Below are 25,054 nucleotides of genomic sequence, written 5' to 3' on the forward strand. Positions count from 1 at the left end.
TGGCACCCGGCCGTCCGGGCAACCTGTTGTGCGGCCCGTGGTGGAGCAGGTCGTGTCCGGGTGCCGGTCAGTCCTTCTTCAGCTCCTGGGCGAGCATCACGATGATGCCGCTGGGGCCGCGGACGTAGGTGAGCTTGTAGACGTCCTCGTAGGTCGCCACGCCGCGAAGCGGGTGGCATCCGTGCCGTGCCGCGGTCTCCAGGGCCTGGTCGATGTCGTCGACCGAGAAGGCGACGCGGTGCATGCCGATCTCGTTGGGGCGCGTCGGCTGCGTCTCGATCGCTTCGGGGTGGATGTACTCGAAGAGTTCGAGGCGGCCTTGGCCGTCCGGTGTCTGGAGCATCGCGATCTTGGCGTGGTTGCCGTCGAGGCCGACGGCGGTGTCGGTCCACTCGCCGCTGACGGTGTCACGGCCGATGACCGTCAGGCCGAGGTCGGTGAAGAACGCGATGGCTGCTTCCAGGTCGCGGACGGCGATGCCGACGTTCTCGAGTGTGATGGGCATGCGGCGCATGCTACCGAGCCGGGGTGGGCCTCGGCCGTCCCCCGGCCATCGGCATCCGGAGCGTGTCCGCACGGAACGGAACGGAGCGCGGTCCGCGGCCGGTTCAGGGTGTCGGGATGCGGGCGGCCGCCAGGACGAAGGCGTGGCCCGCCGGGTCGGCGTAGCGGCGCTGCGTCGTCCTGCTGCCGGCGGCGTGGTCGTTGCCCTCCGCCGACACGGGACGCGCTCCCAGGGCCACGGCTTCGCGCTCCGCCTCGTCGAGCGTTTCCGGCGTGACGAGTATCCGCAGGTGGGGCTGCTCGGGGCCGTCGGGGAGCGGCCAGCTGGGCGGTACGCGGTCGGGGTCACGGCGGATCCCGAGCACCGCGCCCGCGGGGCCGGCCACGAGGAGGAGGCCGGGTTCGCCCTCGGCCGGGGCGGTCCGGGCGCCCAGCAGGGCGGCGTAGAAGCGGGCCAGGGCTTCGGGCTCCGCGCAGTCCAGTACGAGAACGCTTGTCTTGGGTACCGTCATGAACCCCGTGTGCCCGGTGCGGCCGTTCGTATACGTGACGTGCTGCCCGGGTTCGCACGCGCCCGGCTCCCCGGTGTCTGCCGGGGAGCCGGGGCCGTGTCCGGGGCCGTGTCCGGGGCCGGGGCCGTGTCCGGGGCCGTGTCCGGGGCCGGGGCCGTGTCCGGGGCCGTGTCCGGGGCCGTCAGGGTCGGCGGCCGCGGTGGGCCCTACGGCTGCCGGTTCAGAGGGGGCGGCCTCCGAAGGGAGCGCCCGGGAGGTAGTAGGCGGCCAGTTCGTCGTGGTAGTCGGTGTTGCCGAGGTGCTTCTCGCGGTGGAACTCGGGGGCGTTCTTGATCTGCTCCTTGGTGCGGTCCACGTAGATCTTCTCCTCGTCCACGTCGATGCGCGAGATGGTGCCGGCCGGCAGGAGGACTTCCCTGCCGAAGATCCACACGCCGGTGTCGACCACGATCCAGGCGGAACCTGCCTCGTCCGAGTGCTTGTCGACCTTGCCGATGCTCCCGTCGACGGCCTCGACCTTGAACCCGCGGAGGTCCATGCCGTGCGGCCGGCCCGCGGATTCGCCGTAGTTCCAGAAGTTCTCGGTCATGAGGGGTGTCCTTTCGGGTGGTTGGTTGCTGACCTGTCTCCTTTCCCGGCTGCCCCGTCCGCCGGATCTCACACGGGCCCGGGACGCCCGGTATCGTCGGGGGTGTCCGGGCCGGTCAGGGCGGTCAGGATCCGGTCCGGGGTCAGGGGCAGCTGGCGCAGGCGGCGGCCGGTGGCCTGGCTCACGGCGTTGCCGATGGCCGCGGCGGCGCCGACGATGCCGATCTCGCCGATGCCCTTGCTGCCCATCGGGTTGAGGTGCTTGTCGTGTTCTTCGATCCAGTGGGCCTCGATGGCGGGGACGTCGGCGTTGACCGGTACGTGGTAGGCGGCCAGGTCGCGTTCCGCGAAGTCGCCGAACGCCGGGTCCAGGGTGCCGTGTTCGGTCAGGGCCATGCCCAGTCCCATCACCATGCCCCCGATGAACTGCGAGCGGGCCGTGCGCGGGTTGAGGATGCGGCCGGCGGCGAAGACGCCCAGCAGCCGGCGGACGCGTGCCTCGCCGGTGACCGTGTCCACCTGGACCTCGGCGAAGTGGGCCCCGAACGCGTGCCGCGCGTAAGGGGACTTCTGCTTCGCCGACTGGGTGGTGTCGGCGGACGCGGAGAGCCCCGTGCCGGGCAGCGGGCCGTGGTGGCGGGCCAGCCGGTCGGTCAGGGCGGTGCAGGCGTCGTGCACCGCCCAGCCCCAGGACGCCGTCCCGGCGGAGCCGCCGGCGACGGGGCCGGCGGGCAGCGCGCTGTTGCCGAGGGACAGTGCGACGGCGTCGAGCGGGACGCCCAGGGCGTCGGCGGCGATCTGGGACAGGACCGTGCGGGCGCCGGTGCCGATGTCGGTGGCGTTGACCTCGACCAGGTAGGTCCCGTCGGGCCGGGCGTGGGCCCGGGCGCCGGCCGGGGCGATGTACACGGGATAGGTGGCCGCGGCCATGCCGCTCCCGACGAGCAGCGGCCCCTCCCGCCGGGGCGGCCGGCGGCCGGGCCAGCCGAAGCGCGTCGCGCCCTCGCGCAGGCACTCCACGAGGTGGCGGCTGCTGAAGGGGTGGCCGCTGTCGGGTTCGGTGGCCGCGTCGTTGCGCACCCGGAGCTCGACGGGGTCCATGCCGAGGGCGTCGGCGAGCTCGTCCATGGCCGACTCCAGGGCGTACATGCCGGGGGTCTCGCCGGGGGCGCGCATCCAGGAGGGGGTGGGCACGTCGAGGGCCGTGACACGGTGGGTGGTGCGGCTGTCCTGGACCGCGTACATCACCCGGGCGGGTACGGCGGCCTGCTCGACGAACTCGCGCACCTGTGAGGTGTGGGTGGTGACCTCGTGGGTGAGGGAGGTGAGGGCGCCGTCGGGGCGGGCGCCGAGGCGGACGCGGTGCAGGGTGGGGGCACGGTGTCCGACGATCGCGGCCATGTGCTGCCGGGGCAGGGCCACGGTGACGGGGCGTCCGCAGTGCCGGCTGGCCATGACGGCGAGGACGAGGTGGGGGCGCGGTGTGCCCTTGGAGCCGAATCCGCCGCCGACGTGCTCGGCGAGGACGGTGACCCGCTCCTGCGGAAGCCGGAACAGTCCGGCCAGGACGGCGCGCACCACGGTGGTGCCCTGGCAGGAGTCGTGCACGGTGAGGTGGCCGCGGGCGGCGTCCCAGTCCGCGGTGGCGGCGTGCGGTTCCATGGCGTGGTTGTGCAGGGGCGGCACCGAGTAGCGGACGTCGACGCGTACCGGGGCGGCGGCGAACGCCGCGTCGGGGTCGCCGTGTTCGCGGTGGGCGGGGTAGCCGCCGTTGACTTCCTCGGGGGTGTACAGGCCCGGGTGTCCCTCGCGCAGGGTGACGTCGTGCGGCTCCGTCTCGTAGCCGACGCGCACCGCGTCGGCTGCGGCCCGGGCCCCCTCCAGGGTGTCGGCGACGGCGAGCGCCACGTGCCAGCCGCGGTGCGGTACCCGCAGGTCCTGGAGCACCTGGAGGGTGGGGTCGTCGGAGGGGCCCAGGCGCGGGGCGTCGTAGGGGGTGAGGACGCCCAGTACCCCTGGCAGGGCGAGGGCGGCGGCGGTGTCGACGGAGGTGATCCGGCCGCGGGCGATGGTCGCGGGCACCGGCCAGCCGTAGGCCCGCCGGGGCAGGTTCTGCTCGGCGGCGTAGCGGGCGCTGCCGGTCACCTTGTCGTGGGCTTCGCGCCGCGGGACGGGGGCGCCCAGGGAGGTCCGGGCGGCGGTGTCGAGGGTGGCGGAGGTGGGGCTCATGGTGTTCCTGTCCTGGTCGGTGGCTCCGCTCACGCGGTGGCGGGGGGACCGGGGCGCGTACCGGCGAGGGTGGCGATGGTGTCGCAGGCGAGGTTGCGGGCGAGGGGGATCTTGTACGCGTTGTCGCGCAGTGGCTGCGCCCGGCCGAGTTCCGCGTCGACGGCCGCGCGGACGGTGGCGGGGTGCGGCGCGGCTCCGGTCAGCAGGTCCTCGGTGGTGGTGGCCCGCCAGGGCCGGGGGGCGAGGCCGCCGAAGGCCAGGGCGCACCGGCGGACGCGGCCGTCGCCGGGATCGAGGTCGAGGACGACGGCGACGGAGGCGAGGGCGAAGGCGTACGAGGCGCGGTCGCGGGCCTTGCGGTAGAGCGAGCGGGTGCCGGGCGCCGGGGCGGGCAGGAGGACGCCCGTGACGATCTCGCCGGGGCGGACGACGGTGTCCTGTTCGGGGTGGTCGGCGGGCAGCCGGTGGAGTTCGGCGGCTGGGACGGTGCGGGTGGTGTCCGGTCCGCCGTACAGCTCGACTTGGGCGTCCAGGGCGGCGAGGGCCACGGCCATGTCGGAGGGGTGGGTGGCGATGCAGTGTGCGGAGTGCCCGAGTACCGCGTGGTCGCGGTGGATTGCGTCGCGGGCTCCGCAGCCGCTGCCGGGTTCGCGCTTGTTGCACGGCTTGGAGGGGTCCTGGAAGTAGGCGCAGCGGGTGCGCTGGAGCAGGTTGCCGCCGGTGGTGGCGACGTTGCGCAGCTGGCCGGAGGCGCCGGCGAGGAGTGCCTGGGCGAGCACCGGGTAGCGGGCGCGCACCCGTGGGTCGGCGGCGAGGTCGCTGCCGCGGACCGTGGCGCCGACGCGCAGGGCACCGTCCGGGAGCTCGGTGATGTCGTCCAGGGGGAGGCGGGAGATGTCGATGAGGGCGGTGGGGGTCTCGACGCCCAGTTTCATCAGGTCCACGAGGTTGGTGCCGCCGCCGAGGTAGCGGGAGCCGGGGTGCGCGGCGTGGGCTTCGGCGGCCTCTCGGAGGCTGGTGGCGCGCACGTAGGCGAAGGGCTTCATACGATCGCCTCCGCGCCGGTCCTGGTGGCCGCGGCGTCGGCGCCCGCTTCGGCCACGGCGCGCACGATCGCCGGGTAGGCGCCGCAGCGGCAGAGGTTCCCGCTGAGCCGTTCCCTGAGCTCCGGCGCGGTCAGTGCGACGGGCCCTGCCTGTGGAGCGGGGGCGGTGACCAGCGAGGGGTGTCCCGCTGCGGCTTCGCGGAGCGCGCCGACGGCGGAGCAGAGCTGGCCGGGGGTGCAGTAGCCGCACTGGAACGCGTCGTGTTCGATGAAGGCGCGCTGGAGCGGGTGGAGGGATCCGTCCGGTGCGGCGAGGCCTTCCACGGTGGTGATGGCGCAGCTGTCGAGGGTGACGGCGAGCAGCAGGCAGCTGTTGGCGCGCCGGCCGTCCACGAGGACGGTGCAGGCGCCGCACTGCCCGTGGTCGCACCCCTTCTTGGAGCCGGTCAGGTCCAGGTGCTCGCGCAGGGCGTCGAGGAGGGTGACGCGGTGGTCCAGGTCGAGGTCGCGGCGGACACCGTTGACGCGCAGGCTCACGCGGGAGCGTGTCCCACCGGGGGCGGCGTCGTCCGGGGTGCCGTGCGCGGGCTGGGGTGCGGGCGGGTCGGTTGCGTGGGCCACGGCGAGCTCCCTTGTCGTCCGTTGGGGGAGGAACCTCCGTCCCGCCGTCCAGCCTGGCCCCTCGCGGGCCCGCGCACGGCCCGCGCCCCCGGCGGTCTGCGCGGGCCTCCCCCGTACGGCCGACGGCGGGCGGCCCTTCGAGGGCCGTCCGGGGGGTGGCGGGGCCGTCCCGGGGGATGCCGCCGCCACCGCGTACGTGCAGAGCGCGGCGGGGCTCCTTGCATCACCACGGCCGGCCGTGTCCCCGCCCGGGTCTTGGGAGCGGTGCTCGTGGGCATCCTCGGGCCATGGCCCTGAAAATATCCTGGCTGAACCGAACCGCCGCCCGAGCCGGTCTCGCCGTCGCGTACTGGTTCCCCGAGGAGGCCGGCGGGACCGAGCCGCCCGTCCTGGACGGGCTCGGCACCTCACGCCTGTCGCGCACCGGAGTGCGGGTGGACGGCGACCCGCGGGAGCTGGCCGCGTGGAATGCGGCCGCTCTCGTCTACCTGCGTGAGCTCCTTCCCGCCGTGGAGGAACTGGAGCGGGTCGAGGACCGGGTCCGGCCGTGGCGCAGGCGGCTGGTGGGCCGGCGGTGGGCGCAGGCGGCCTACGGGAGGGCCGAGGAGGCGTTCCTGGACCGGATGGGGCCGGCGGCCGCCGCCTACCGGCCGGTGCGCGAGGCCGTGGAGCGGCGCATCGCCGAACAGGAGGCCCAGCGCGCCGAGGCGGGCCGGCGCGCCTACCGGGAGCAGCAACGGCGGCTGGAGGAGGCCCGGGCGCGGTTCGAGGAGTGGGAGTGGCGCCAGGCGGCCGCGGACCGGCCGCTCCCGGGCGGGAGCACTCCGCGTGAGCTGGCGGTGAGGGGCGAGACGCCTCCGGCGTGGCCGGCGGAGCTGCGGGAGACGGTCGGTGACGTCGACGCCTGGTGGCGGCGCGTCCACGCCTCGGTCCGCAACGGGCGGGCGCGGGAGGAAGCCGTACGGACGGTGGTCGAGGCGATCACCGCGGCGGGGGCGGCCCTGGAGGCCGCCGGCCGGCCCGGCATCAGTGCCGTCAAGGACAGGCCGCACGAGACGCGCCACGGATGGTGGGTGCACTTCGACTGGTCCGGCCTGCCCGAGCCCACGTGGCTCAGGACGCCGCCGGGGATGCCGACGGGACACCTGTACGCGGGGCAGTGGCGCGACAACGACTTCCATCCGGCCCGGATGCTGCTGGTGCCGGGGCCGGCCTACGGTCTGTCGCTCGTGTCCAGCGAGAGCGTCGCGAACGGGATGGCGACCCTGTACAAGTGGCGGGACTGGGAGTCCGACCGGTTCGCGCGGGCCCTGGTCCCCGACCGGCTCGCCCACCACACCTCCCACACGTCCGAGGTAGCGGTGCGCCTGCCCCTGGCCGACCACGCGGATCCGGCCGTCTACGTGCCGTACGCCGAAACGGTCGCACGCCGGGCGGCCGAGGCCTTCCGCGCGGTCGTCACCGACGCCGCCGGGTAAGGGGCGCCCGCGCGACTCCGCAGACCTCGCCCGACGTGCCGCTACATGACGTGCCGCTACATGGGGTCCATGGTGGCGCTCTCCGGGCCGTGCAGCTCCTCGAGCTTCTGGCGGATGTGCAGGGCCTTGTCGGTCAGCCGCCGGCGTTCGTCGGGGTCCGTGGAGCGCTGGGCCGCCCGTTCGAGCTCCTCGGCCTTCTCCCGGATGTGCCGGACCTGTTCGTCGGGCCGGCTCTCGCTGCTCATGGTCTCCTCCGGTACGGGTCGGGTCTGGGCGGGCCTTCACTGAACCACCCGGGGCGGCCCCTTCTCGGGACCTCTGCCGTGGCGTTCGTGGTCTTCACCGGAACAGCCGGGGGCGCGGGACGCCCTCCCGTGGCGGGGTGCGGGTCATCGGCGGGCCGGTGGGGGCGTCGGGGCAGGGGTCCAGGCGGTTTCGAAGTACGTGACGCGCTCGTCCTGCCCGGCCGGCCGCATGCCGGCCGCCGTCATGACGTGGTGGGAGGCGAGGTTGTCGTGGTCGGCATCGCCCTTCACGCGGGTGATGCCCCGGGACCGGGCCAGTCGCAGCAGCGCGCGGAGGGCTTCCGAGGCGTATCCGCTGCCGCGCGCCGACGGGACGAGGCCGTAGCCGATGGTGACGGTGCCCTCCGCGTCCGCGGGTCCGTGGAAGCCCACGCCGCCGATCGCCCGGCCGTCCGGGCGCAGGCGGATCTCGTAGTTGCCGAAGGGCCCCGGATCGCCGGTGTCGGCGCAGGTCCTCAGGAAGCGCCGGGCGGCGAGCACGTCCCCGTCGGTCGGGTACCCCGCCGCCCATCGGGCACCGCCGCCGGGCGAACCCGCCACGACCCGCTCGGCCTCGGCCACGGTCATCGGGTGCAGCACGAGCCGCGCCGTCACGAGTTCGTCCATGGAAGCAAGTTCGTCCATGGAAGCGAGGAGTATCACGCGGGACGGCCGGACCGCACGGGGATTACCGGGCCGCGAGGAGGAGGGCGCGGTGCGCTCGGAGCCAGGAGCGTTCCGCGGTCGTTTCGGCCGCGTCGCCGCGGGCCGGGAACGTCGCCCACGCCTCCTGGCCCAGGCCGCCGAGGCGTTCGGTGCGCGCCGCCTCGCGGGACCGGAGGGCGTCCAGGGCGTCCAGGACCGCCTCCGGGTGTGCGCCGTAGGCGGTGCACAGGGTTTCGCCGTCGCCGCCGTCGGTGCCGGGGGCGCGCGGGGCCCGGGTGAAGCCCGCCGACTCCAGGTGGGCGAGGAGGGCCTGCACCGCGGGCGTCCACGGGCCGGCGGGGCGGCGTATCGTCTCGCCGACCCGTCGTACCGTCGTCACGCTGCCCCGGTCCGTCGCTCCGTCCTCGATCACCGGGCCGGCTTAGGGCCTGTCTGACAATTCCCGCCGGCGGGCCAGCAGGTGGGCGTCGAGGAAGCCGCGCTCGGAGGCCGGGTCGTGGAGCAGCCGGGCGAAGACGGTGAGGCCGGCCCCAGCCAGCAGGTCGGCCAGGCGGTCCGCGGGCCAGCTGTAGGCCGGGGTCACCTTGTGGTCGAAGCGGACCGGGTCCGGGCCGCCGGTCCCGAAGAACGAGACCAGGAACAGGCCCCCGGGTGCCAGGACGCGCGCCTGTTCGGCGAGGAGGGCGGGCAGTTCCTCCGGCGGGGTGTGGATCATCGAGTAGTGGGCCAGTACACCGCCCAGGGCCCCGTCCTCGACCGGGAGCGCTTCCATCCGGGATTCCTCGAAGCGCAGTGCCGGATGGGTCCGCCGGGCGTGGTCGACCATGCCCGGGGAGAGGTCGAGGCCGAAGGCGTCCACGCCCAGGTCGTGCAGCATGGCCGTCAGGTGGCCGGGCCCGCAACCGACGTCGGCCGTCCGCAGGTTCCCCGTCGCGCGCACCAGCTCGGCGAAGGTGGCGATCACGGCCCGGGCGAAGGGCTGGGTCTCCAGGCGTCGGTCGGCGAACATCGAGGCGTAGAGCTCGACGACCCCGTCGTAGGCGGCCCTGGTCTCGTCCTGGTGTTGCGGCACGGAGGAGAAGCTAGCAGCCGCTGTCACGGTGCTGCCGCGCCCGGTGCCGCGCCCGCGGCGGCGCCCGCGGCGGCGCCGGGCGCGCCGCCGGTCACGCCCCGGCCGTACGCGTCGCGGACGCGGAGCCCGCGACCGGGTTGCCCGCCCAGGCGGTGCCCGCCGGGAGGGTCTCGCCCCGCATCACCAGGGAGGCGGGGCCCACGGAGGTGTGGGCGCCGACGGTGCTGCCGGGGAGCACGACGCTGTGCGGGCCGAGCGATGCTCCCGCGTCCAGTCGTACGGTGTCCATGCGCATGATGCGGTCGTGGAAGAGGTGGGTCTGCAGGACGCAGCCCCGGTTGACCGTGGCCCCGTCCCCCAGGGTGACCAGATCGGTCTCCGGGAGCCAGTGCGTGTCGCACCACACGCCGCGGCCGATCCGCGCCCCGAGGGTGCGCAGCCACCAGTTCAGCACCGGCGTACCGGTGAAGGGGCCGGCCAGCCAGGGCACGGCGAGGGATTCGACGAAGGTGTCGTACAGCTCGTTGCGCCAGACGAACGGGGTCCACAGCGGGTGTTCGGCCACCCGGAACCGGCCGACCAGCAGCCACTTGGCGGCGGTCGTCGTCAGCGCGGCGGCCACCCCGGCGGCCAGCAGCAGCGGTACCGCGGCCGCCGCCGCCCACAGCGGCCCGCCGGCCAGCAGGGCGTCCTGCTCCCCGAGGAACACGCCCTCGGCCAGCAGCAGTCCGCAGACCAGCGGCACCAGCCGGCACAGTTCGACGGCGGCCCGGGCGACGACCAGGCGCCGGGGCGGGGCGAAGGTGCGGCTCGCGTCGACGGCCGGGGCGGTGCGCGGCAGTTCGAGGGCGGGCCGGCCCAGCCAGGAGCTGCCGGGGGCGGGGTCGGCCGGGGCGTCGGAGAGGACGCCGACCAGGGCGCCGTCGGGGACGTGCCGGCCGGGGCCCACGATGGCGGAGTTGCCGACGAAGGCCCGGCGGCCGATCCGCGCCGCGCCCAGGTGCATCCGGCCGTCCCGGAGTTCGTAGGGGGCGGCGAGGGTGTCGTCGGCGAGGAAGGCCCCGTCGTCGACGCGCAGCAGCGAGGGCAGCGGGAGGACGGTGGAGATCTCGGTGTTGCGGCCGACCCGGGCGCCCAGCAGGCGCAGCCACAGCGGGGTGGCGAGGCTCGCGTAGAGAGGGAACAGGCTGCTGCGGCAGCCGTCGAGGAGCCGGTGGACCAGCCATGCCCGCCAGGCCACGCCGCCGTCGGCGGGGTGGCTGCCGGGGGTGATACGGCGGCCCAGGAGACGGACCACCAGCGCGACCAGGGCGATCCAGCAGAGCGTGGCCACGAGGACGGAGGGCGCAGCGGCGAGGACCAGGCGCCCGGCGACCTCGCCGAGCGTGGTGCGGTCCTTGACGAGCTGGTAGGTGGCGAGGAGCACCGGCAGCGCCGCGACGGCCGGCAGCAGGGGCAGCAGGAGCAGTGAGAGCGCGTAGGCGGCCCGCCAGCGGCGCCGCCCCCGCGGCCGGGCCGCCGTGCGGAGGGGGTCCCGGCCGGCCCCGGCTCCGGTCCGGAGCCCGGCCGGGGAGCCGTGCCAGGTCTCGCCCGGCGGGATCCGGCCGTCGAGGCAGGCTCCCGCGGCGAGTTCGGCGCCCTCGCCGAGCTCCGCGCCGGGCATCACCACCGCGCGGTGGCCGACCCGTGCGCCGGCCCCGATCCGGACGGTCCCGACCACCAGCCGGTCCCCGTCCAGCCACCACCCGCGGACGTCGGCCTCCGGCTCCACCGCGCAGCCGGCTCCGAACTCGGCGAGCCCGGTCACCGGCGGCATCGCGTGCAGGGCTGCTCCCGGTCCGGTGGCGCAGCCGAGGGCGCGGGCGTACCGGGCGGCCCACGGGGTGCCGAGCAGCGCGGAGACCCCGAAGACGGCGACGGCCCGTTCGGCCGCCCAGAGCCTCAGGTGGGTGCGGCCGCCGCGCGGATGCACGCCCGGGCGCACGCCCCGGGTCAGCAGCCGTGCGGCGAGGGTGCCCAGGGCGAACCGGGAGGGGGCGGCGAAGAGCACGAGCCAGCCCGTCAGTACGAGCCACCAGGGGGTGTACGGGGTCCACACGTGCGGGGTGAGCAGGCCGAGGACGTTGTCGAGGCCGGCCAGGACGACCACCCCGCGCAGGCCGGTGACGGTGTAGGCCGCCGTCTGCGTGAGGAACTGGACCAGGCCGGCCCGGCGCGGGACGGGACGGACCGGGGGCCGCGGGTCCCGGCCCGCGACGAGGGTGCCGGCGTGGGCCGCCATGTCCCGCAGGACCGGCCGCCGGTAGAGGTCGGCCACCGAGATGCCGGGGTGGTCGGGGCGCAGCGCGGAGGCGAGCCGGGCCGCGCCCAGGCTGGTGCCGCCGAGGGTGAAGAAGTCGTCGCCGGGGCCCGGGCGGACGCCGAGCTGGTCCTCCCACAGGGCCGCCAGCCGGGCCTCGGCCGGGGTCAGCCGGGCCGGGGGTGCCGGGTCGGCGGGCAGCGGCCAGGGCAGGGCGTCCCGGTCCACCTTGCCGGAGGTGCGGGTGGGCAGCTCCGGCACTTCGGCGAGGAGCGGGACGAGGGCGGCCGGCAGGAGCCGGGCGAGCTCCTCGCGGGCGCTGTCGCGGACGTAGTCCGGGCCGGGCACCACGTAGCCGACGAGGATCCGCCCGCCCGCCGGGGTCTCGCGCAGCGCCGAGGCGGCCGCGCGCACGCCGGTCAGCGCGCTCAGCGCGGCGTCGATCTCGCCGGGCTCCACCCTCCGGCCGCCGATCTTGACCTGGTCGTCGGCACGGCCTGCGAACACCAGGCCCTGCGGGTCGGCCCGTACGAGGTCGCCGGTGCGGTAGGCGCGGTCGGTGCCCAGGGCCGGGCAGGGCCGGTAGCGCTCGCGGTCCTTGGCGGGGTCGAGGTAGCGGGCCAGGCCGGCGCCGGCGACCGCCAGTTCGCCGACCTCCCCGTAGGGCAGCGGCTCGCCCGCCTCGTCCACGACGGCCAGGTCCCAGCCGTCGAGCGGCAGCCCGATCCGTACGGGTTCGCCGGGGCGCAGGCGGGCGGCGCAGGCCACGACGGTGGTCTCGGTGGGGCCGTAGGTGTTCCACATCTCGCGGCCCGCCACGGCGAAGCGGTCCACGAGCTCCGCCGGGCACGCCTCGCCGCCCACGATCAGCAGCCGGACCCGGTCCAGGGAGCCGGGCGGCCAGAGCGCGGCCAGGGTGGGCACCGTGGAGACGGCGGTGACACCCCGCTCGGCCAGCCAGGGTCCGAGTTCGTGCCCGGCCCGGACGAGCGAGCGGGGCGCGGGGACCAGGCAGGCGCCGTGCCGCCAGGCCAGCCACATCTCCTCGCAGGAGGCGTCGAAGGCCACGGAGAGTCCCGCGAGGACGCGGTCCCCCGGTCCGAGCGGCCGGTCGGCCAGGAACAGCCCGGCTTCGGCGTCGACGAAGGCGGCGGCGCTGCGGTGACGGACCGCCACCCCCTTGGGGAGGCCCGTGGATCCGGAGGTGAAGATGATCCAGGCGTCGTCGCCCGGCAGGACGGGGCGCGGCGCGGTTCCCGGGCCGCGCCCGAGGGGCGGGACCGCGCCGGGTGCGATGGCGGCCCCCTCCCCCAGGACCAGGCAGACGCCCGCCTCGCGGAAGACCGTTGCGGCCCGCTCCTCGGGGTCGTCGGCGTCCACGGGTACGTAGGCCGCGCCGCAGCGCAGGACCGCGAGCACCGCCACGTACAGCTCCGCCGTGCCCGAGGGGACGCGTACGCCGATCCGGTCGCCGGGGCCCGCCCCGGCCCGGCGGAGCAGCGCCGCCAGGGCCTGCGCCTCGGCGGCGAGGCCGCGGTAGTCGAGGACCCGGTCCCCGGTGTCCAGGGCGGGGGAGCTCGGGTGTGCGGCGGCGGTGGCGTCGAAGACGTCGAGGAGGGTGCGCGGCGGGTGGGCCGGGGCGCCGCGGAGTACGGCGGCGTCGCGGGGGCGGCTGCGCGGGTTCGGGACCGGGGGGAGGTGGTGGCCGGAGGGGAGGGTTGACATCGGCAAGGCCTCGGTTTCACGTGCTGGGGTGTGCGGTCCGCCGCTCCGGGGAACAGTAGCCGCACGCCTGCACAGATACCGCCGAGCCGCCCGCGGTTCACCCGTCGCGGGTCGCTGTCCTGAGCGATCGAACAGGTCCCGGCTCCTCCCATGGCCTGGTCAAGTCGCCCGCCGCGCACGGGACCGTGTGGCCGTCGCCCGCGTGTCAGGGCCGGTCCGGCCGCCTCCCCTTGATCAGGATTTGGCCGGCTCATGGCCCGGTGTTCGGTTCCGGCATCCCCCGTTCGACCGCCCGGGCGGAACGGGGGGCGGTCGGCGGTCGGCGGTGGGGCTGGCTGTCAGGCGGACGGGCCGCGGCCGGGGCCGCGGGTTCCCTGTCCCCAGCCGTCCGGGCCGCCTCCGGGGCCGCGCGAACCGCTCGGGCGGTGGGCCGGGGTGACGCCGTGCCGGGCCAGGCACTGGCGGTAGGCGTCCGGCGAGGTGGCGCCCGGCGAGGGCGCCGTGCCGGCGGCGCCGCCGGAGCCGGAGGCGCAGCCCGCGAGCAGCAGCCCGGACGCCGCGAGGAGTACGGCGGTCAGGGCCGCCCGGGACGCGGGGCCGGTGGTGGTCCAGGGCATGTCCGTGGTCTCCTCGGGGCCTCGGTTTCACCGGCGGCCCGTGCACACCGGCGACCGGGACTGAACCGTACGGACGTGGGAGCGGGCCGGGCGTCGCCTGGGAGTTGTCTGGGAACGGGCGGGGGTTCGGGGGCCGTGGCGGCCCGACGGGCGAGCGTTACGCCCTGTTCGTTGCCGTACGTTGCATTCGTCCGGGCCTGCGGCTCCCAGGGAACTCCCAGGAAGTTCCCAGGACCTCCAAAGTGCCGGCGGCCAGCATCCCCTCCATGAAGGTGCTCCCCCGGCGGCGCAGGGCCGTCCTCATCAACTCGACGCTCGCAGTGGCCGTCCTCGCGGGCGTCGGCGGCGCCTGCGCGGCGGTGACCAGTGGTGCCGGCGCTCCCGCTCGCGGCGGTGCGCGGACCGCCACGGTCACCAAGGCGACCGTCCTCGCGACCGTCTCCGGTTCGGGTTCCCTGAGTTCGCCCAACGACGCCGGGGTGAACTTCGCCACCGGCGGCCGGCTCACCGAGGTGGCCGTCAAGGCGGGCGACAAGGTCACCGCGGGACAGGTGCTGGGGAAGGTCGACGCGACCGCCGCCAAGGAGACCCTGGCCCAGGCCGAGGCCGCGCTGACCGCGGCGCAGGCGAACGTCACCAAGGCGGAGGCCGGGCAGGCCCCGGCCACGTCGGGCAGCGGCTCGTCCGCGCGCGGCGGCTCCGCGCCGGCGGCCGCGCCCACCGTGGATCCGGCGCAGGTGGCCCAGGCCAACGCCCAGCCGCGGCACCCGGGGCGCCTCCGGGGACGTCGCCGCGGCCACCGTCGCGCAGGGCGGCGCGGGAGGCTTCGCCGGCGGTGGCCGGGGCTGAGCCGAGAGGGAGGACCGCATGGACACGGCCGTGCCCGAGGCGAGCCTGCTCGTCGTCGACGACGAGCCGAACATCCGGGAGCTGCTGTCGGCCTCCCTGCGCTTCGCCGGCTTCAAGGTGACCTCGGCGGCCACCGGTGCCGACGCCCTCGCCGCGGTCTCCGGGGAACGCCCCGGCCTGGTGCTGCTCGACGTGATGCTGCCCGACATCAGCGGTTTCGCCGTGGTGCGGCGGCTGCGCGAGGCCGCCGGCACCCGGCCGGGCGCCGACACCTGCCCGTGCTGTTCCTCACGGCGAAGGACGGGGTGGACGACAAGATCAGCGGGCTGACGGCCGGGGGCGACGACTACGTCACCAAGCCGTTCAGCCTGGAGGAGCTGATCGCCCGGATCCGCGCGATCCTGCGCCGCACCGGCGCCCCGGGCGGGGACGGCCGGCTGCGGGCGGGCGACCTCGAACTGGACCCGGTGGGGCACCACGAACTGCGGACGGCGCCGGGCCGGGGGGCGTTGTTCCGGGTCCGACTGCGCCCCTGCGCCCGCTGAGCGCGGCACCGGCCGCCGGATCCGGGGTCCGCCCACGTCCCCACCGAACGGGCGACAGGCCCTAGCCCGGTTCACGCCCTGACCCGTGCGGGCCGGGCCGCACGGGTCAGGGTGCCCGCCAGATGTTGGCGAAGGCCGCGTTCTCGATGGACCGCCGCTGGCGAACGGCCTCCAGTTCCATCACCGCGTCGCCGACGGCGGCCAGGACGGTGCCGGCCTCTTCGTCGCCGGGGTCCGGATCGGGCCCGTCTCCGGGCCCCGTGTCGTCCAGGCCCACGGCCGAGGCGAGGACGGCGAGCACGGGTTCGTCCCGCTCACGGCGGTCGAGGGCACGCCGGCGGTCGGGGGTGTCGGCCGGCTCCACCCGGTCGGCCCCGAACGGCGAGCGGCCGCCGCGGGTGCGGACGATCTGCCCCTCCGCCTCCAGGGAGGCCAGGTAGGCGGTGGCGAGGTCCCGGCCCCGCCGCCACAGCCAGTCCTCGACCCGTTCGTAGGGGGTCTCCCGGGTGAGGGCCGACGCCGCCTCGGCCAGCAGGCGGTCGGCGGGAGCCTCCCCGGTGCCGGCCGGCACGATGCGGTCGCCGTCCAGGGTGACGGTCCGGGCCGCGATCAGATCGATCAGCTCCGCTCCCGCGAGGGCGAGCGAGAGGTCGCCCTGCCCCACGGGCCGCTCCGCCTCCGGGTCCATGGCGATGACGAACAGGTCCTTCGCGGTACTCATGTACGGCTCCCCTCGCAGACACCGACGATGGTAGGCCCAGCCGACGGCCCCGGGCGCGAGGAACGCTCCGTTCCGGGGCGCTGGACCGGTCCGCTGCGGCCGGGCCGCCGGGGGTGCGCGGGTGACCCTTGCGCGGCCGGCGGCCTACAGCGCCGGGTAGTCGGTGTAGCCCCGGGCGTCGCCGCCGTAGAAGGTGGCCGCGTCCGGGGTGTTGTACGGGCCTTCCGTGCGCAGCCGGGCCGGCAGGTCGGGGTTGGCGATGAAGAGGCCGCCGAAGGCGATGACGTCGGCGACGCCCTGGTCGATCAGGGCGAGGGCGCGGTGGTCGGTGGGGCCCTCGGTGGCCGGGTTGAGAACCAGCCGGCCGGAGAACTGCTCGCGCAGGGCGAGGGTGGTCTCGCGGGTGCCGGCGGGCTCCATGATGTGCAGGTACGCCAGGCCCAGCCCGTCGAGCTCCTTGACCAGCGCCTCGTACGCCGGCCGCGGGTCGGGCTCGTCGATGTCGTTGAACGGGTTCCCGGGCGAGACGCGCAGGGCGGTGCGCTCGGGGCCGATCTCGGCGGCCACGGCCTTGACGGCCTCGACGGCGAAGCGGATGCGGTTTTCCGGGGTGCCGCCCCACTCGTCGGTGCGCCGGTTGCTGCCGGGGGCCAGGAACTGGTGGATCAGGTAGCCGTTGGCGCAGTGGAGCTCGACGCCGTCGAAGCCGGCGTCGACGGCGTTGCGGGCGGCGGCGGCGTAGTCGGCGACGGTCTGGCGGACCTCGGCGGCCGTCAGTTCGCGCGGGGTGACGAAGTCCTGGGGGCCGTCGGCGGTGAAGACCTGGCCCCTGGCCGCGACGGGAGAGGCGCCGACCGGTACCAGGCCCTCCGGGAGCAGGGACGGGTGGCCGATCCGGCCGGTGTGCATGAGCTGCGCGAAGATGCGGCCGCCGGCGGCGTGCACGGCGTCGGTGACCCGGCGCCAGGCGGCGACCTGCTCGGTGCTGTGCAGCCCCGGGGTGAAGGGGTACCCCTGGCCCACGACCGAGGGCTGGATGCCCTCGGTGATCACGAGCCCGGCCGAGGCGCGCTGGGCGTAGTACTCGGCCGTCAGCACCGTCGGCACTCCGCCCGTTGCCGCACGGCTGCGGGTCATCGGAGCCATCGCGATGCGGTTGGCGAGCTGGGTGCCGCCGACGGTGATCGGTTCGAATGCGCTGGTCATGTGCCCTAGCCCTGCGGCGCCGTGGCGCCCTGTCCGGGGCCGCCGGGCGCGGTCCTGGACGGGCCGGTCAGCCATGCCCTGAGCCGGGTGGCCCGGCTGCACCGCATCGCCGCGGGGCGGCTGCTGCGGGACCTGGGCCTGCACCCGGGGCAGGAGTTCCTGATGATGCACCTGTGGGACAACGGGCCCGTGCGCCAGTCGGAGCTGATCAAGAGCGTCGGCCTGGATCCGTCCATCGTGACGAAGATGCTCCAGCGCCTCGAACAGGCGGGGCACGTCCGCCGCGGCCCCGACCCGGCCGACCGCCGGGCCTCCCTGGTCGAGGCCACGGAGGCCAGCTGCGGGCTGCTCCGGGAGGTCCGGGAGGCCTGGGCCGAGCTGGAGCGTCAGACCCTGGCCGCACTGGACGGCGCGGAGGGCGAGGAGCTGCTGCGGCTGCTGCGGAAGGTGGAGGCGACGCTGTGCGCCCCGGCGGCCGCCGACCCGCAGTGCGGGACCGGGGGCGGCGGCCGCTGAGGCTGCCGGGCCGCCGCTGTCAGGAGAGCTTCACGGCGTCCGGGTTCTCCTTCAGCCAGGCGCGGACCGCCTGCTGCTCCTTGCCCTTGCCGGTCTGCTGGATCTTCGCCTCCAGCCCGGTCAGCTGCTCCTCGGTGAGCTTGAAGTCGCGCAGCCAGCGCGCCACTTCGGGCTCGTCCGCCGCGAAGCCCTTGCGGGCGAGGGTGTGGATGCCGTCGCCCTGGCCCCAGGCACCCTTGGGGTCCTCGAGCTTGGTCAGCGCGTAGGAGGAGTACGCCCAGTGCGGGGACCACAGCGCGACGGCGACGGGCTCCTTCTTCTCGTAGGCGCGCTTCAGCTCGGCGAGCATGCCGGGCGTCGAGCCGTCGACGACCTGGTACTCGCCCTCCAGGCCGTACTCCCCCAGCACCTTCTCCTTGAGGAGCGACATCTCGCCGGCGCTCGGCTCGATGCCGATGATCCGGCCCTTGAAGCGGCCGGACTTGCCCTTGAGGTCGGCCAGCGAGCGCACGTCCTTCACGTAGGAGGGGACGGACAGCTCCAGCGAGGTCGGGCCGTACCAGGAGCCCAGGTCCTCCAGCCGGTTCCCGTACTTCTTCCAGTACTGGGCGTGGGTGACGGGCAGCCAGGAGTCGGTCTGGAAGTCGATGCCCCCGCCGGCGAGGCCGGTGTAGAGCGCTCCGGCCTCCAGCTGGCGGGCGTCGACCTTGAAGCCGCGCCGTTCCAGGAGTTCCTTCCAGAGGAAGGTGGAGGCGATGCCCTCGTCCCAGGGGATGTAGCCGAGGGAAAGGGTGCGGCCCCTGCCGGTGTCGGCGGCGCCCGCCGGGCCGCCCTCCCCCTGGTCCGATCCGGCGAAGGCGCCCAGGGCGCCGGCGGTCAGGGCGAGGACGAGGACCCCGGCGACGGCGTGGACGGGCTGGGGGCGGTGGCTCCACAGCCGGGCCGCGCCGCCGGCGGCCGAGCGGGCCCCGGCCAGGGCGCGCCGGCCGAGCGGGGAGACCTGGCGGCCCAGGGCGCCGGTCATCCGGTCGAGGTACATGGCCAGGATCACGATGGAGAGGCCGGCTTCGAAGCCGAGACCGATGTCGACGTTGCCGATGGCCCGGTAGACGGCGCCGCCCAGTCCGCCGCCGCCCACCATGCCGGCGATGACGACCATGGACAGGCCCAGCATGATGACCTGGTTGACCCCGGCCATGATCGTCGGCAGGGCCAGCGGCAGCTGGAGGCGGAGCAGGACGTCGCGGGGCGCGGTGCCGAAGGCCTCGGCGGCTTCGACGAGTTCGCCGTCGACCTGGCGGATGCCGAGCTCGGTCATCCGCACGCCGGGCGGCAGCGAGAAGACGATGGTGGCGATGATGCCGGGGACGACGCCCACGCCGAAGAAGATGATGCCGGGGATCAGGTAGACCATGGCGGGCATGGTCTGCATGAAGTCCAGCACGGGGCGCAGGACCGCGCTGGTCCGGTCGGAGCGCGCGGCCAGGATGCCGAGCGGGACGGCGATCACCAGGGTGACGAGGGTCGCGACCAGGACCAGGGACAGGGTGGACATGGCCTCGGACCACAGGCCGAGGGAGTCGACGAGCGCGAGGCCCGCGAAGGCGAGCAGTCCGGCGAGGAGGCCGCGCAGCCACCAGGCGGCGATGGCCAGGATCCCGGCGAACAGCAGCGGGGCGGGCGCCGACAGCAGTGCGTCGATGCCGTCGTCGAGGGTGGTGACGAGCGAGCCGATGGCGTCGAACAGCCAGGACAGGTGGCGCTGGAGGAAGCCGACGCCGCTGTCGGCCCAGTCTCCGAGGTGCAGGCGGGGCATCAGGCGGCCACCTCCGTGCAGCGGAGCGCGGGCCGTTGCTCGTCGCCGATGAAGCGCACGAGGCGGCCCTGCGGGACGGCGCCGACGACGGTGCCGTCCGCCGCGGTGACGGCGACCGGGTGCGGGACGCGGACGCTGACGGCGCAGACGTCGGCGAGCGGGGTGTCGGCGCTGACCGTGGGGCAGCCGCACCGGTCGGCGCCGGTGGGGGCCGGCGCCATGACGGCGTCGGCCGTCAGCACGCGCGAGCGGTCGACGTCCTGGACGAAGGAGGCGACGTAGTCGTCGGCGGGACGGGTGAGGATGTCCTCGGCGGTGCCCTGCTGGACGACCCGGCCGCCCCGCATGACGGCGATGCCGTCACCCAGCCGCATGGCCTCGTTGAGGTCGTGGGTGATGAAGACGATGGTCTTCTTCAGGGTGCGCTGGAGTTCGAGGAGCTGGTCCTGCATGTCGCGGCGGATCAGCGGGTCGAGGGCGCTGAAGGACTCGTCCATGAGGAGGAGGTCGGCTTCGGTGGCCAGGGCGCGGGCCAGGCCCACGCGCTGCTGCATGCCGCCGGACAGCTCGTCGGGCCAGGACTTCTCCCAGCCGCCGAGCCCGCACAGCTCCAGGGCCTCCGCGGCCCTGCGCTCGCGCTCGGCCCGGGGGACGCCCTGGACCTCCAGTCCGTAGCCGGCGTTCTCCAGGACGTTGCGGTGCGGGAACAGCGCGAAGTGCTGGAAGACCATGCTGATCCTGGTGGAACGGACGCGGCGCAGCTCGCGCGGGTCGAGGGCGGTGAGGTCCTCGCCGTCGAAGAGGACGCGTCCGGAGGTGGGCTCGAGGAGCCCGTTGAGCATGCGCAGCAGGGTGGACTTGCCGGATCCCGACAGGCCCATGACGACGAAGATCTGTCCCGGTTCCACTCTGAACGAGACATCGATCACAGCGGCCGTCGTGCCGTCGGCGCGCAGCCCCTCGCGGTCGGCGCCTTCTTCGAGCGCGCGGACCGCGGCCGCGGCGTGGCCGGGGTTCCTTGCGAACACCTTGTAGACGTGCTCGGCCTGGAGCGTGGACACATACACCTCACGGGTCGTACCTGAAACGGCGCGCCGCCTCCCGGGAGGACCGGGGGGCGGCGGCGCCGTGGAGCGGGGCGGGATCGGCCCGCGTGCGCCCCGCTCCGGCCGACCGGCCGGAGGGCGGGGTTCCGCTCCAGCGGCCCCCCTGCCCGGCATTCACGGCAGCAAACGCAAAGGTGAGTTACCTCACGTGCCGGCGTCCGCCGGGCCCAGGAGCGCGGCAGCCTCCCGGCGGGCCCGGTCCAGCCAGGAGGCGCGTTCTTCGGCGGTCGAGTCCCCGACGGTGCGGAACACCACCCGGCGTACGTCGCGGATCCCGACGTACGGCAGGACGCACGCCGACCAGATCCGGTCCAGGGGGTCGCCGAACTCGCCCTCCTCCCGCGCCGCGGGGGTGTCGGAGGTGTTCAGCACCAGGGCCCTGCCCGCCTTGAGGAGCCCGGCGGGCTCCCCCTGCGCGGTTCCCGGCTTGTAGGCCACGCGGTCAGCACGGCGGGCGGCATGCCCCACCAGTTCGGGTGGACGAACGCCAGGGCGTCGAGCGTCGCCACCTGTGTCCGGTGCAGCGCGACCTGCGCGACCTGCGCGTCCTGCGGGCTCGCGGCCTCCTCGACCGTCCCCGTCTCGTCGGCCGACAGCAGCGGCGCGAACCCCTCGGCGTAGAGGTCGTACGCCGACACCTCGGCTCCGCGCAGGCGCAGTACCCCGATGTGCATCCGTCCCCCGATGACCGACTCGAATTCGGATCCCCTGCCCCGTCATTGTCTCCGGCCCGGCGGGAAGCCCGGCGCGTTGGGGCGGGCGGCGCAAACGCGGCCGGTCCCCGTCGAAGCGCGCCGAGACCGCCGCACCGGGACGGACGCCCGACCGATGAGTTCTCGCGTGAACGGCAGTCATGGATCATGGCTGGTGCGCGTCGCCCGCGAGGCGGGCGACAGCGCACGAGCCGGATCCGGTTGACAACCGTCGTACGAGACACCGAGGACCGCAGATGCGCACTCTGATCAGCACCGCTTTCATCTCCCTCGACGGCGTCGTCGAGGCCCCGGGCGGCGAGCCCGGCTACCGCAACGCCGGATGGACCTTCAAGGACGTCGAGTTCCTTCCCGAGGCGTTCGCCATCAAGGGCGCGGAGCAGAAGGAGGCCACCGCGATGCTGATGGGCCGGACCAGCTACGAGGCGTTCAGCCCCGTGTGGCCCGACATGGCCGACTTCGCCGACTACAAGGTGCTGCCGAAGTACGTCGTCTCCACCACCCTCGCCGAGGAGGACCTGGTGGCGAACTGGGGCGAGACGACGATCCTGCGCTCCCTGGAGGAGGTCGCCGCGCTGAAGGAGACGGACGGCGGTCCGGTCATCGTCCACGGCAGCGCCACCCTGAACCAGGCCCTGTCGGACGCCGGCCTGATCGACCGCTACCACCTGCTCGTCTTCCCGCTCCTCCTCGGGGCGGGCAAGCGGCTCTTCAGCACCACGGACAAGGACGCCCAGAAGCTGAAGCTGGTGGAACACGAGGCCTACGCCAACGGCCTGCAGAAGCAGGTCTTCGACGTCCTGCGCTGAGGCCGCGCAGCCCCGCCACCGGGCCTCGCTCGTGGCGGGCTGGGGCATCGCGGCGGCCGCGGCACCCGGGGCGGTGACCTGGCCGGACCCTTTCCGTGCCATTACACGTGAGGGGGAATTCCGTGGATTCTCATGAGGGTTCGTCTCACTGCCGTTCACCCGGTGGTGTGTTGCCCGTCGCCTCGGGAGAGGAAGTTCGCCCCCATGGAACTGGACGTACCCGATTTCGGGATCCCTCAGAAGCTCGCCGCCCGCATGAGCATGGCCGAGCAGCACGAGTACCTGCGTGCGCGGTTCACCCGGCGCGGCGCGCTGCGCGCCGGCGCGGTGACGGCGGCCGTGGCGGGGCTGGGCCTGGGCGCGGGCGCGGCCTCGCCCGCGTACGCCGCCGCCCCGGCCCTGCTCTCCTCCGGGGAGCGGCGCGGGGTCGACGGCTCGCTGGCCGCGCCGTTCGGCCGGCACCTGCAGTTCGGGGCCGACCCGAAGACGCAGATGCGGGTCTCCTGGCAGGTCCCGTTCGCGGTGCGCAAGCCGTACGTGCGGGTGGGCACCAGCCCCATGGCGCTCGGCGTGAAGATCGACGCCGAGGTGCGGCACCTGACCACCCCGGTCCTGAACGGCGGCAAGATCGCGGCGGCGGAGCAGTTCTACCTGCACGCGGCCCTGGACCGGCTGCGGCCGGGCCAGACCTACTACTACGGGGTGGGGCACGACGGCTTCGACCCGGCCGACCACCGCAACCTGGGCACGCTGGGCACCTTCACCACGGCTCCGGCCCGCCCCGAGGGCTTCACCTTCACCGCCTTCGGCGACCAGGGCGTCAGCTACCACGCGCTGGGCAACGACGCGGTGCTGCTCGCCCAGAACCCCGCCTTCCACCTGCACGCGGGGGACATCTGCTATGCCGACTCCTCCGGCTCGGGCGGCCCCGGTGACACCTACGACGCCCGCACCTGGGACCAGTTCCTCGCGCAGACCGAGACGGTCGCCAAGACCGTGCCGTGGATGGTGACCACCGGCAACCACGACATGGAGGCCTGGTACTCGCCCCAGGGCTACGGCGGCCAGAAGGCCCGCTGGTCGCTGCCGGACAACGGCCCCGACCCGGTGAACCAGCCCGGCGTGTACTCGTTCGTGCACGGCAACGTCGGGGTGATCGCGCTCGACGCGAACGACGTCTCCTACGAGATCCCCGCCAACTTCGGCATCAGCGGCGGCCGGCAGACCGCCTGGCTCGACCGGCGCCTGGGCGAGCTGCGGCACCACCGCGACGTGGACTTCATCGTGGTCTTCTTCCACCACTGCGCGTTCTCCACGACGAGCTCGCACGCCTCCGACGGCGGGGTGCGGGACGTGTGGGTGCCGCTGTTCGAAAAGCACCAGGTGGACCTGGTCATCAACGGCCACAACCACGTGTACGAGCGGACCGACGCCATCAAGGGGAACAAGGTCGGGCGCAAGGTGGCGATCGGTGAGCGCACGGACCCGACGCGGGACGGCATCGTGTACGTGACCGCCGGCGCGGCCGGACGCTCGCTGTACAGCTTCCCGGTCCCCGACTCCTACGAGGGGCACGTCGCCGACCGCGACAGCGTGGACACCTACCGCTGGGTCAAGGGCGCGACGAAGGCGTCGGAGACGGTGGAGTGGTCGCGGGTGCGGTACACCGACTACTCCTTCCTCGCGGTGGAGGTGGAGACGGGGCGCTTCCCGAAGCTGAAGGTGAGCGCGCTGGCGGAGACCGGCCGGCGGATCGACCACTTCGAGATCCAGCGCGGTCCCGGCCGCTGAGCCGGCCGCGGCGCTCTGTCGCCCGGGGCGCCCGGGTGGTAGACCTGCGTCCTGGAGCAGAGGGGGCGGGGCGGCGTGGCGGACATCAGGCTCGGGGTCCTCGGATACGGCCTGCGCGGGGCCCTGGCCCGGACGGCGCACCGTCCGGGCCGGGGCGCCGTGGTGGCCGCGGTCGCCGATCCCGACCCGCGGGCCCGCGCCGGGGCCGCCGAGGCGTTCCCCGGCGCGCGGATCCACGCGGATCCGCGGGAGGTGATCGGGCAGCCCGGGATCGACGCCGTCCTGGTCCTCACCCCGGACCACACCCACGCCGAACTGGCGGTCCGCGCCCTGCGGGCCGGCCGGCCGGTCTTCGTGGAGAAGCCGCTGGACATCAGCGTGGAGCGCTGCGACGAGGTGCTGCGCACGGCGTACGAGACCGGCACCCGCCTGTACGTCGGGCACAACATGCGCCACATGCCGGTGGTCCGCCTGATGCGGGAGCTGATCGGGCGGGGCGCTGTCGGCGCCGTGAAGACGGTGTGGATCCGGCATTTCGTGGGCTACGGCGGCGACTGGTACTTCAAGGACTGGCACGCCGAACGCCGTTTCACCCACGGGCTGCTGCTGCAGAAGGCCGCCCACGACCTGGACGTCCTGCACTGGCTGGCCGGCTCCTACACCGAGGACGTTCAGGCCCTGGGCGACCTGATGGTCTACGGCGCGGTCCCGCACCGCCGGGCGGCGGGCGAGCCCAAGACGGCCGACTGGGACACCGAGGAGGGGCACTGGCCGCCGGGCACCCAGCGGGACCTCAACCCGGTGATCGACGTCGAGGACGTGTCGCTGATGAACCTGCGCCTGGGCAACGGCGTCCTCGCCGCCTACCAGCAGTGCCACTTCACCCCCGACTACTGGCGCAATTACACCGTCATCGGGGACGCGGGCCGGCTGGAGAACTTCGGGGACGGCCCGGGCGGCGAGGTCCGGGTCTGGAACGCCCGGCGGTCCTCCTACCGGGCCGAGCCGGACGCCCGCCATCCCGTGCCCGCGGGCCCGGCGGGCGGCGGGCACGGCGGGGCCGACCCGCTGCTGATCGACGAGTTCCTGCGCTTCGTCCGCGAGGGCGGGCGCACGGACACCTCCCCCGTCGCCGCCCGGATGGCCGTGGCCGCGGGGTACGGGGCCACGCGGTCGCTGCGGGACGGCGGGACCCCGCGCAGGGTCCCGCCGCTCGATCCGGTGCTGGCCGCCTATTTCGAGAACGGGCAGCGCAGGCCGGCCGGGTGAGGTGCCGTGCCGTGCCGTGCCGCTGGGCGCCTTCGTCTCCGCCCCGGCCGGCCGGAAACGGGGCGGGCGGGCG

General features: G+C 74.9%; 25 protein-coding genes and 1 pseudogene. 8 read left to right on the plus strand and 18 right to left on the minus strand.

Going from position 1 to position 25,054, the window contains the following annotated elements; genetic code table 11:
* Positions 1–67 precede the first annotated feature (67 nt).
* The 6 genes from BX286_RS01670 to BX286_RS01695 form a co-directional block, all read right to left on the minus strand.
* Positions 68–505, minus strand: coding sequence for a VOC family protein (locus tag BX286_RS01670; RefSeq protein WP_079432158.1), 438 nt, complete (start codon positions 503–505; stop codon positions 68–70).
* Between the two features lie 103 nt (positions 506–608).
* On the minus strand, positions 609–1,016 hold the full coding sequence (locus BX286_RS01675; protein ID WP_079431266.1) for a VOC family protein: 408 nt from the start codon (positions 1,014–1,016) through the stop codon (positions 609–611).
* Positions 1,017–1,236: 220 nt separating this feature from the next.
* Entirely contained in the window at positions 1,237–1,605 is a 369-nt protein-coding gene (locus tag BX286_RS01680; RefSeq protein WP_079431265.1) for a PRC-barrel domain-containing protein, read from the minus strand.
* 68 nt (positions 1,606–1,673) lie between these two features.
* Positions 1,674–3,833, minus strand: coding sequence for a xanthine dehydrogenase family protein molybdopterin-binding subunit (locus tag BX286_RS01685; protein WP_121014380.1), 2,160 nt, complete (start codon positions 3,831–3,833; stop codon positions 1,674–1,676).
* 29 nt (positions 3,834–3,862) lie between these two features.
* Positions 3,863–4,879: a xanthine dehydrogenase family protein subunit M gene (locus tag BX286_RS01690; RefSeq protein WP_079431263.1), complete on the minus strand. Its 1,017-nt coding sequence runs from the start codon at positions 4,877–4,879 to the stop codon at positions 3,863–3,865.
* A complete protein-coding gene (locus BX286_RS01695) occupies positions 4,876–5,499 on the minus strand; it encodes a 2Fe-2S iron-sulfur cluster-binding protein (RefSeq protein ID WP_121014381.1) in 624 nt (207 codons plus the stop codon). Before BX286_RS01695 ends, BX286_RS01690 begins: the two co-directional genes overlap by 4 nt.
* Before the next feature lie 287 nt (positions 5,500–5,786).
* Between BX286_RS01695 and BX286_RS01700 the strand changes: the two genes are divergently transcribed.
* Positions 5,787–6,977: a hypothetical protein gene (locus BX286_RS01700; protein WP_121014382.1), complete on the plus strand. Its 1,191-nt coding sequence runs from the start codon at positions 5,787–5,789 to the stop codon at positions 6,975–6,977.
* A gap of 56 nt (positions 6,978–7,033) precedes the next feature.
* On the opposite strand, the gene BX286_RS01705 is transcribed toward BX286_RS01700, so the two are convergent.
* The 6 genes from BX286_RS01705 to BX286_RS01730 form a co-directional block, all read right to left on the minus strand.
* Complete coding sequence (locus BX286_RS01705; RefSeq protein WP_079431260.1) at positions 7,034–7,222, minus strand: DUF6381 family protein; 189 nt, start codon at positions 7,220–7,222, stop codon at positions 7,034–7,036.
* A gap of 144 nt (positions 7,223–7,366) precedes the next feature.
* Positions 7,367–7,888, minus strand: coding sequence for a GNAT family N-acetyltransferase (locus BX286_RS01710; protein WP_100862117.1), 522 nt, complete (start codon positions 7,886–7,888; stop codon positions 7,367–7,369).
* Between the two features lie 61 nt (positions 7,889–7,949).
* Positions 7,950–8,306, minus strand: a complete 357-nt coding sequence (locus BX286_RS01715) for a hypothetical protein (protein WP_222842095.1) — start codon at positions 8,304–8,306, stop codon at positions 7,950–7,952.
* Positions 8,307–8,348: 42 nt separating this feature from the next.
* Positions 8,349–8,999, minus strand: a complete 651-nt coding sequence (locus BX286_RS01720) for a class I SAM-dependent methyltransferase (RefSeq protein ID WP_121014383.1) — start codon at positions 8,997–8,999, stop codon at positions 8,349–8,351.
* Between the two features lie 91 nt (positions 9,000–9,090).
* Complete coding sequence (locus tag BX286_RS01725) at positions 9,091–13,023, minus strand: Pls/PosA family non-ribosomal peptide synthetase (protein ID WP_121014384.1); 3,933 nt, start codon at positions 13,021–13,023, stop codon at positions 9,091–9,093.
* A 338-nt stretch (positions 13,024–13,361) separates the two neighbouring features.
* Positions 13,362–13,640 carry a hypothetical protein gene (locus BX286_RS01730; protein ID WP_121014385.1) on the minus strand — a complete coding sequence of 93 codons (279 nt, stop codon included), beginning with the start codon at positions 13,638–13,640 and terminating at the stop codon, positions 13,362–13,364.
* Positions 13,641–13,906: 266 nt separating this feature from the next.
* On the opposite strand from BX286_RS01730, the pseudogene BX286_RS38010 reads away from it, so the two are divergent.
* From BX286_RS38010 to BX286_RS38015, 3 genes and pseudogenes are all read left to right on the plus strand, one after another.
* Positions 13,907–14,245: pseudogene (locus BX286_RS38010) on the plus strand (biotin/lipoyl-binding protein); the annotation flags it as partial.
* A 262-nt stretch (positions 14,246–14,507) separates the two neighbouring features.
* Positions 14,508–14,819, plus strand: coding sequence for a response regulator (locus BX286_RS01740; protein ID WP_398898063.1), 312 nt, complete (start codon positions 14,508–14,510; stop codon positions 14,817–14,819).
* A complete protein-coding gene (locus tag BX286_RS38015; protein WP_398898910.1) occupies positions 14,795–15,034 on the plus strand; it encodes a hypothetical protein in 240 nt (79 codons plus the stop codon). The genes BX286_RS01740 and BX286_RS38015 overlap by 25 nt, the downstream gene beginning before the upstream one ends.
* A gap of 106 nt (positions 15,035–15,140) precedes the next feature.
* Here the strand turns inward: BX286_RS38015 and BX286_RS01745 are convergent, their stop codons facing one another.
* Together BX286_RS01745 and BX286_RS01750 are read right to left on the minus strand one after the other, a co-directional pair.
* Positions 15,141–15,755 (minus strand): GPP34 family phosphoprotein, encoded by a 615-nt coding sequence (locus tag BX286_RS01745; RefSeq protein ID WP_079431253.1) that lies wholly within the window; start codon positions 15,753–15,755, stop codon positions 15,141–15,143.
* A 144-nt stretch (positions 15,756–15,899) separates the two neighbouring features.
* A complete protein-coding gene (locus BX286_RS01750; RefSeq protein WP_121014386.1) occupies positions 15,900–16,961 on the minus strand; it encodes an alkene reductase in 1,062 nt (353 codons plus the stop codon).
* Positions 16,962–16,982: 21 nt separating this feature from the next.
* Between BX286_RS01750 and BX286_RS01755 the strand changes: the two genes are divergently transcribed.
* Complete coding sequence (locus tag BX286_RS01755; RefSeq protein WP_121014387.1) at positions 16,983–17,477, plus strand: MarR family winged helix-turn-helix transcriptional regulator; 495 nt, start codon at positions 16,983–16,985, stop codon at positions 17,475–17,477.
* Positions 17,478–17,496: 19 nt separating this feature from the next.
* On the opposite strand, the gene BX286_RS01760 is transcribed toward BX286_RS01755, so the two are convergent.
* From BX286_RS01760 to BX286_RS37300, 4 genes are all read right to left on the minus strand, one after another.
* Complete coding sequence (locus BX286_RS01760) at positions 17,497–19,293, minus strand: ABC transporter permease/substrate binding protein (protein ID WP_079431251.1); 1,797 nt, start codon at positions 19,291–19,293, stop codon at positions 17,497–17,499.
* Positions 19,293–20,354, minus strand: coding sequence for a glycine betaine/L-proline ABC transporter ATP-binding protein (locus BX286_RS01765; protein ID WP_100862122.1), 1,062 nt, complete (start codon positions 20,352–20,354; stop codon positions 19,293–19,295). The genes BX286_RS01760 and BX286_RS01765 overlap by 1 nt, the downstream gene beginning before the upstream one ends.
* A 189-nt stretch (positions 20,355–20,543) precedes the next feature.
* Positions 20,544–20,771, minus strand: a complete 228-nt coding sequence (locus tag BX286_RS37295; protein ID WP_261993300.1) for a hypothetical protein — start codon at positions 20,769–20,771, stop codon at positions 20,544–20,546.
* Entirely contained in the window at positions 20,765–21,073 is a 309-nt protein-coding gene (locus BX286_RS37300) for an NAD(P)H-dependent oxidoreductase (RefSeq protein ID WP_237293219.1), read from the minus strand. Before BX286_RS37300 ends, BX286_RS37295 begins: the two co-directional genes overlap by 7 nt.
* A 275-nt stretch (positions 21,074–21,348) precedes the next feature.
* On the opposite strand from BX286_RS37300, the gene BX286_RS01775 reads away from it, so the two are divergent.
* From BX286_RS01775 to BX286_RS01785, 3 genes are all read left to right on the plus strand, one after another.
* Positions 21,349–21,921 carry a dihydrofolate reductase family protein gene (locus BX286_RS01775; protein ID WP_121014389.1) on the plus strand — a complete coding sequence of 191 codons (573 nt, stop codon included), beginning with the start codon at positions 21,349–21,351 and terminating at the stop codon, positions 21,919–21,921.
* Between the two features lie 210 nt (positions 21,922–22,131).
* Positions 22,132–23,712, plus strand: coding sequence for a metallophosphoesterase family protein (locus BX286_RS01780; RefSeq protein ID WP_121017484.1), 1,581 nt, complete (start codon positions 22,132–22,134; stop codon positions 23,710–23,712).
* Positions 23,713–23,787: 75 nt separating this feature from the next.
* Complete coding sequence (locus BX286_RS01785) at positions 23,788–24,981, plus strand: Gfo/Idh/MocA family protein (RefSeq protein ID WP_121014390.1); 1,194 nt, start codon at positions 23,788–23,790, stop codon at positions 24,979–24,981.
* Positions 24,982–25,054 lie beyond the last annotated feature (73 nt).

The sequence above is a fragment of the Streptomyces sp. 3211.6 genome, assembly GCF_003634815.1.
GTDB classification, from domain to species: Bacteria; Actinomycetota; Actinomycetes; order Streptomycetales; family Streptomycetaceae; genus Streptomyces; species Streptomyces katrae_A.

Excerpts from the sequence above, each read along its gene's own strand:
- BX286_RS01680 (WP_079431265.1), bottom strand. The coding sequence starts at position 1,605 with ATGACCGAGAACTTCTGGAACTACGGCGAATCCGCGGGCCGGCCGCAC.
- BX286_RS01725 (WP_121014384.1), bottom strand. The coding sequence starts at position 13,023 with ATGTCAACCCTCCCCTCCGGCCACCACCTCCCCCCGGTCCCGAACCCG.
- BX286_RS01760 (WP_079431251.1), bottom strand. The coding sequence starts at position 19,293 with ATGCCCCGCCTGCACCTCGGAGACTGGGCCGACAGCGGCGTCGGCTTC.
- BX286_RS01710 (WP_100862117.1), bottom strand. The coding sequence starts at position 7,888 with ATGGACGAACTCGTGACGGCGCGGCTCGTGCTGCACCCGATGACCGTG.
- BX286_RS01705 (WP_079431260.1), bottom strand. The coding sequence starts at position 7,222 with ATGAGCAGCGAGAGCCGGCCCGACGAACAGGTCCGGCACATCCGGGAG.
- BX286_RS01675 (WP_079431266.1), bottom strand. The coding sequence starts at position 1,016 with ATGACGGTACCCAAGACAAGCGTTCTCGTACTGGACTGCGCGGAGCCC.
- BX286_RS01685 (WP_121014380.1), bottom strand. The coding sequence starts at position 3,833 with ATGAGCCCCACCTCCGCCACCCTCGACACCGCCGCCCGGACCTCCCTG.
- BX286_RS01745 (WP_079431253.1), bottom strand. The coding sequence starts at position 15,755 with ATGAGTACCGCGAAGGACCTGTTCGTCATCGCCATGGACCCGGAGGCG.
- BX286_RS01700 (WP_121014382.1), top strand. The coding sequence starts at position 5,787 with ATGGCCCTGAAAATATCCTGGCTGAACCGAACCGCCGCCCGAGCCGGT.
- BX286_RS01730 (WP_121014385.1), bottom strand. The coding sequence starts at position 13,640 with ATGCCCTGGACCACCACCGGCCCCGCGTCCCGGGCGGCCCTGACCGCC.
- BX286_RS01670 (WP_079432158.1), bottom strand. The coding sequence starts at position 505 with ATGCCCATCACACTCGAGAACGTCGGCATCGCCGTCCGCGACCTGGAA.
- BX286_RS01775 (WP_121014389.1), top strand. The coding sequence starts at position 21,349 with ATGCGCACTCTGATCAGCACCGCTTTCATCTCCCTCGACGGCGTCGTC.
- BX286_RS01740 (WP_398898063.1), top strand. The coding sequence starts at position 14,508 with ATGGACACGGCCGTGCCCGAGGCGAGCCTGCTCGTCGTCGACGACGAG.
- BX286_RS01690 (WP_079431263.1), bottom strand. The coding sequence starts at position 4,879 with ATGAAGCCCTTCGCCTACGTGCGCGCCACCAGCCTCCGAGAGGCCGCC.
- BX286_RS01750 (WP_121014386.1), bottom strand. The coding sequence starts at position 16,961 with ATGACCAGCGCATTCGAACCGATCACCGTCGGCGGCACCCAGCTCGCC.
- BX286_RS37300 (WP_237293219.1), bottom strand. The coding sequence starts at position 21,073 with ATGCACATCGGGGTACTGCGCCTGCGCGGAGCCGAGGTGTCGGCGTAC.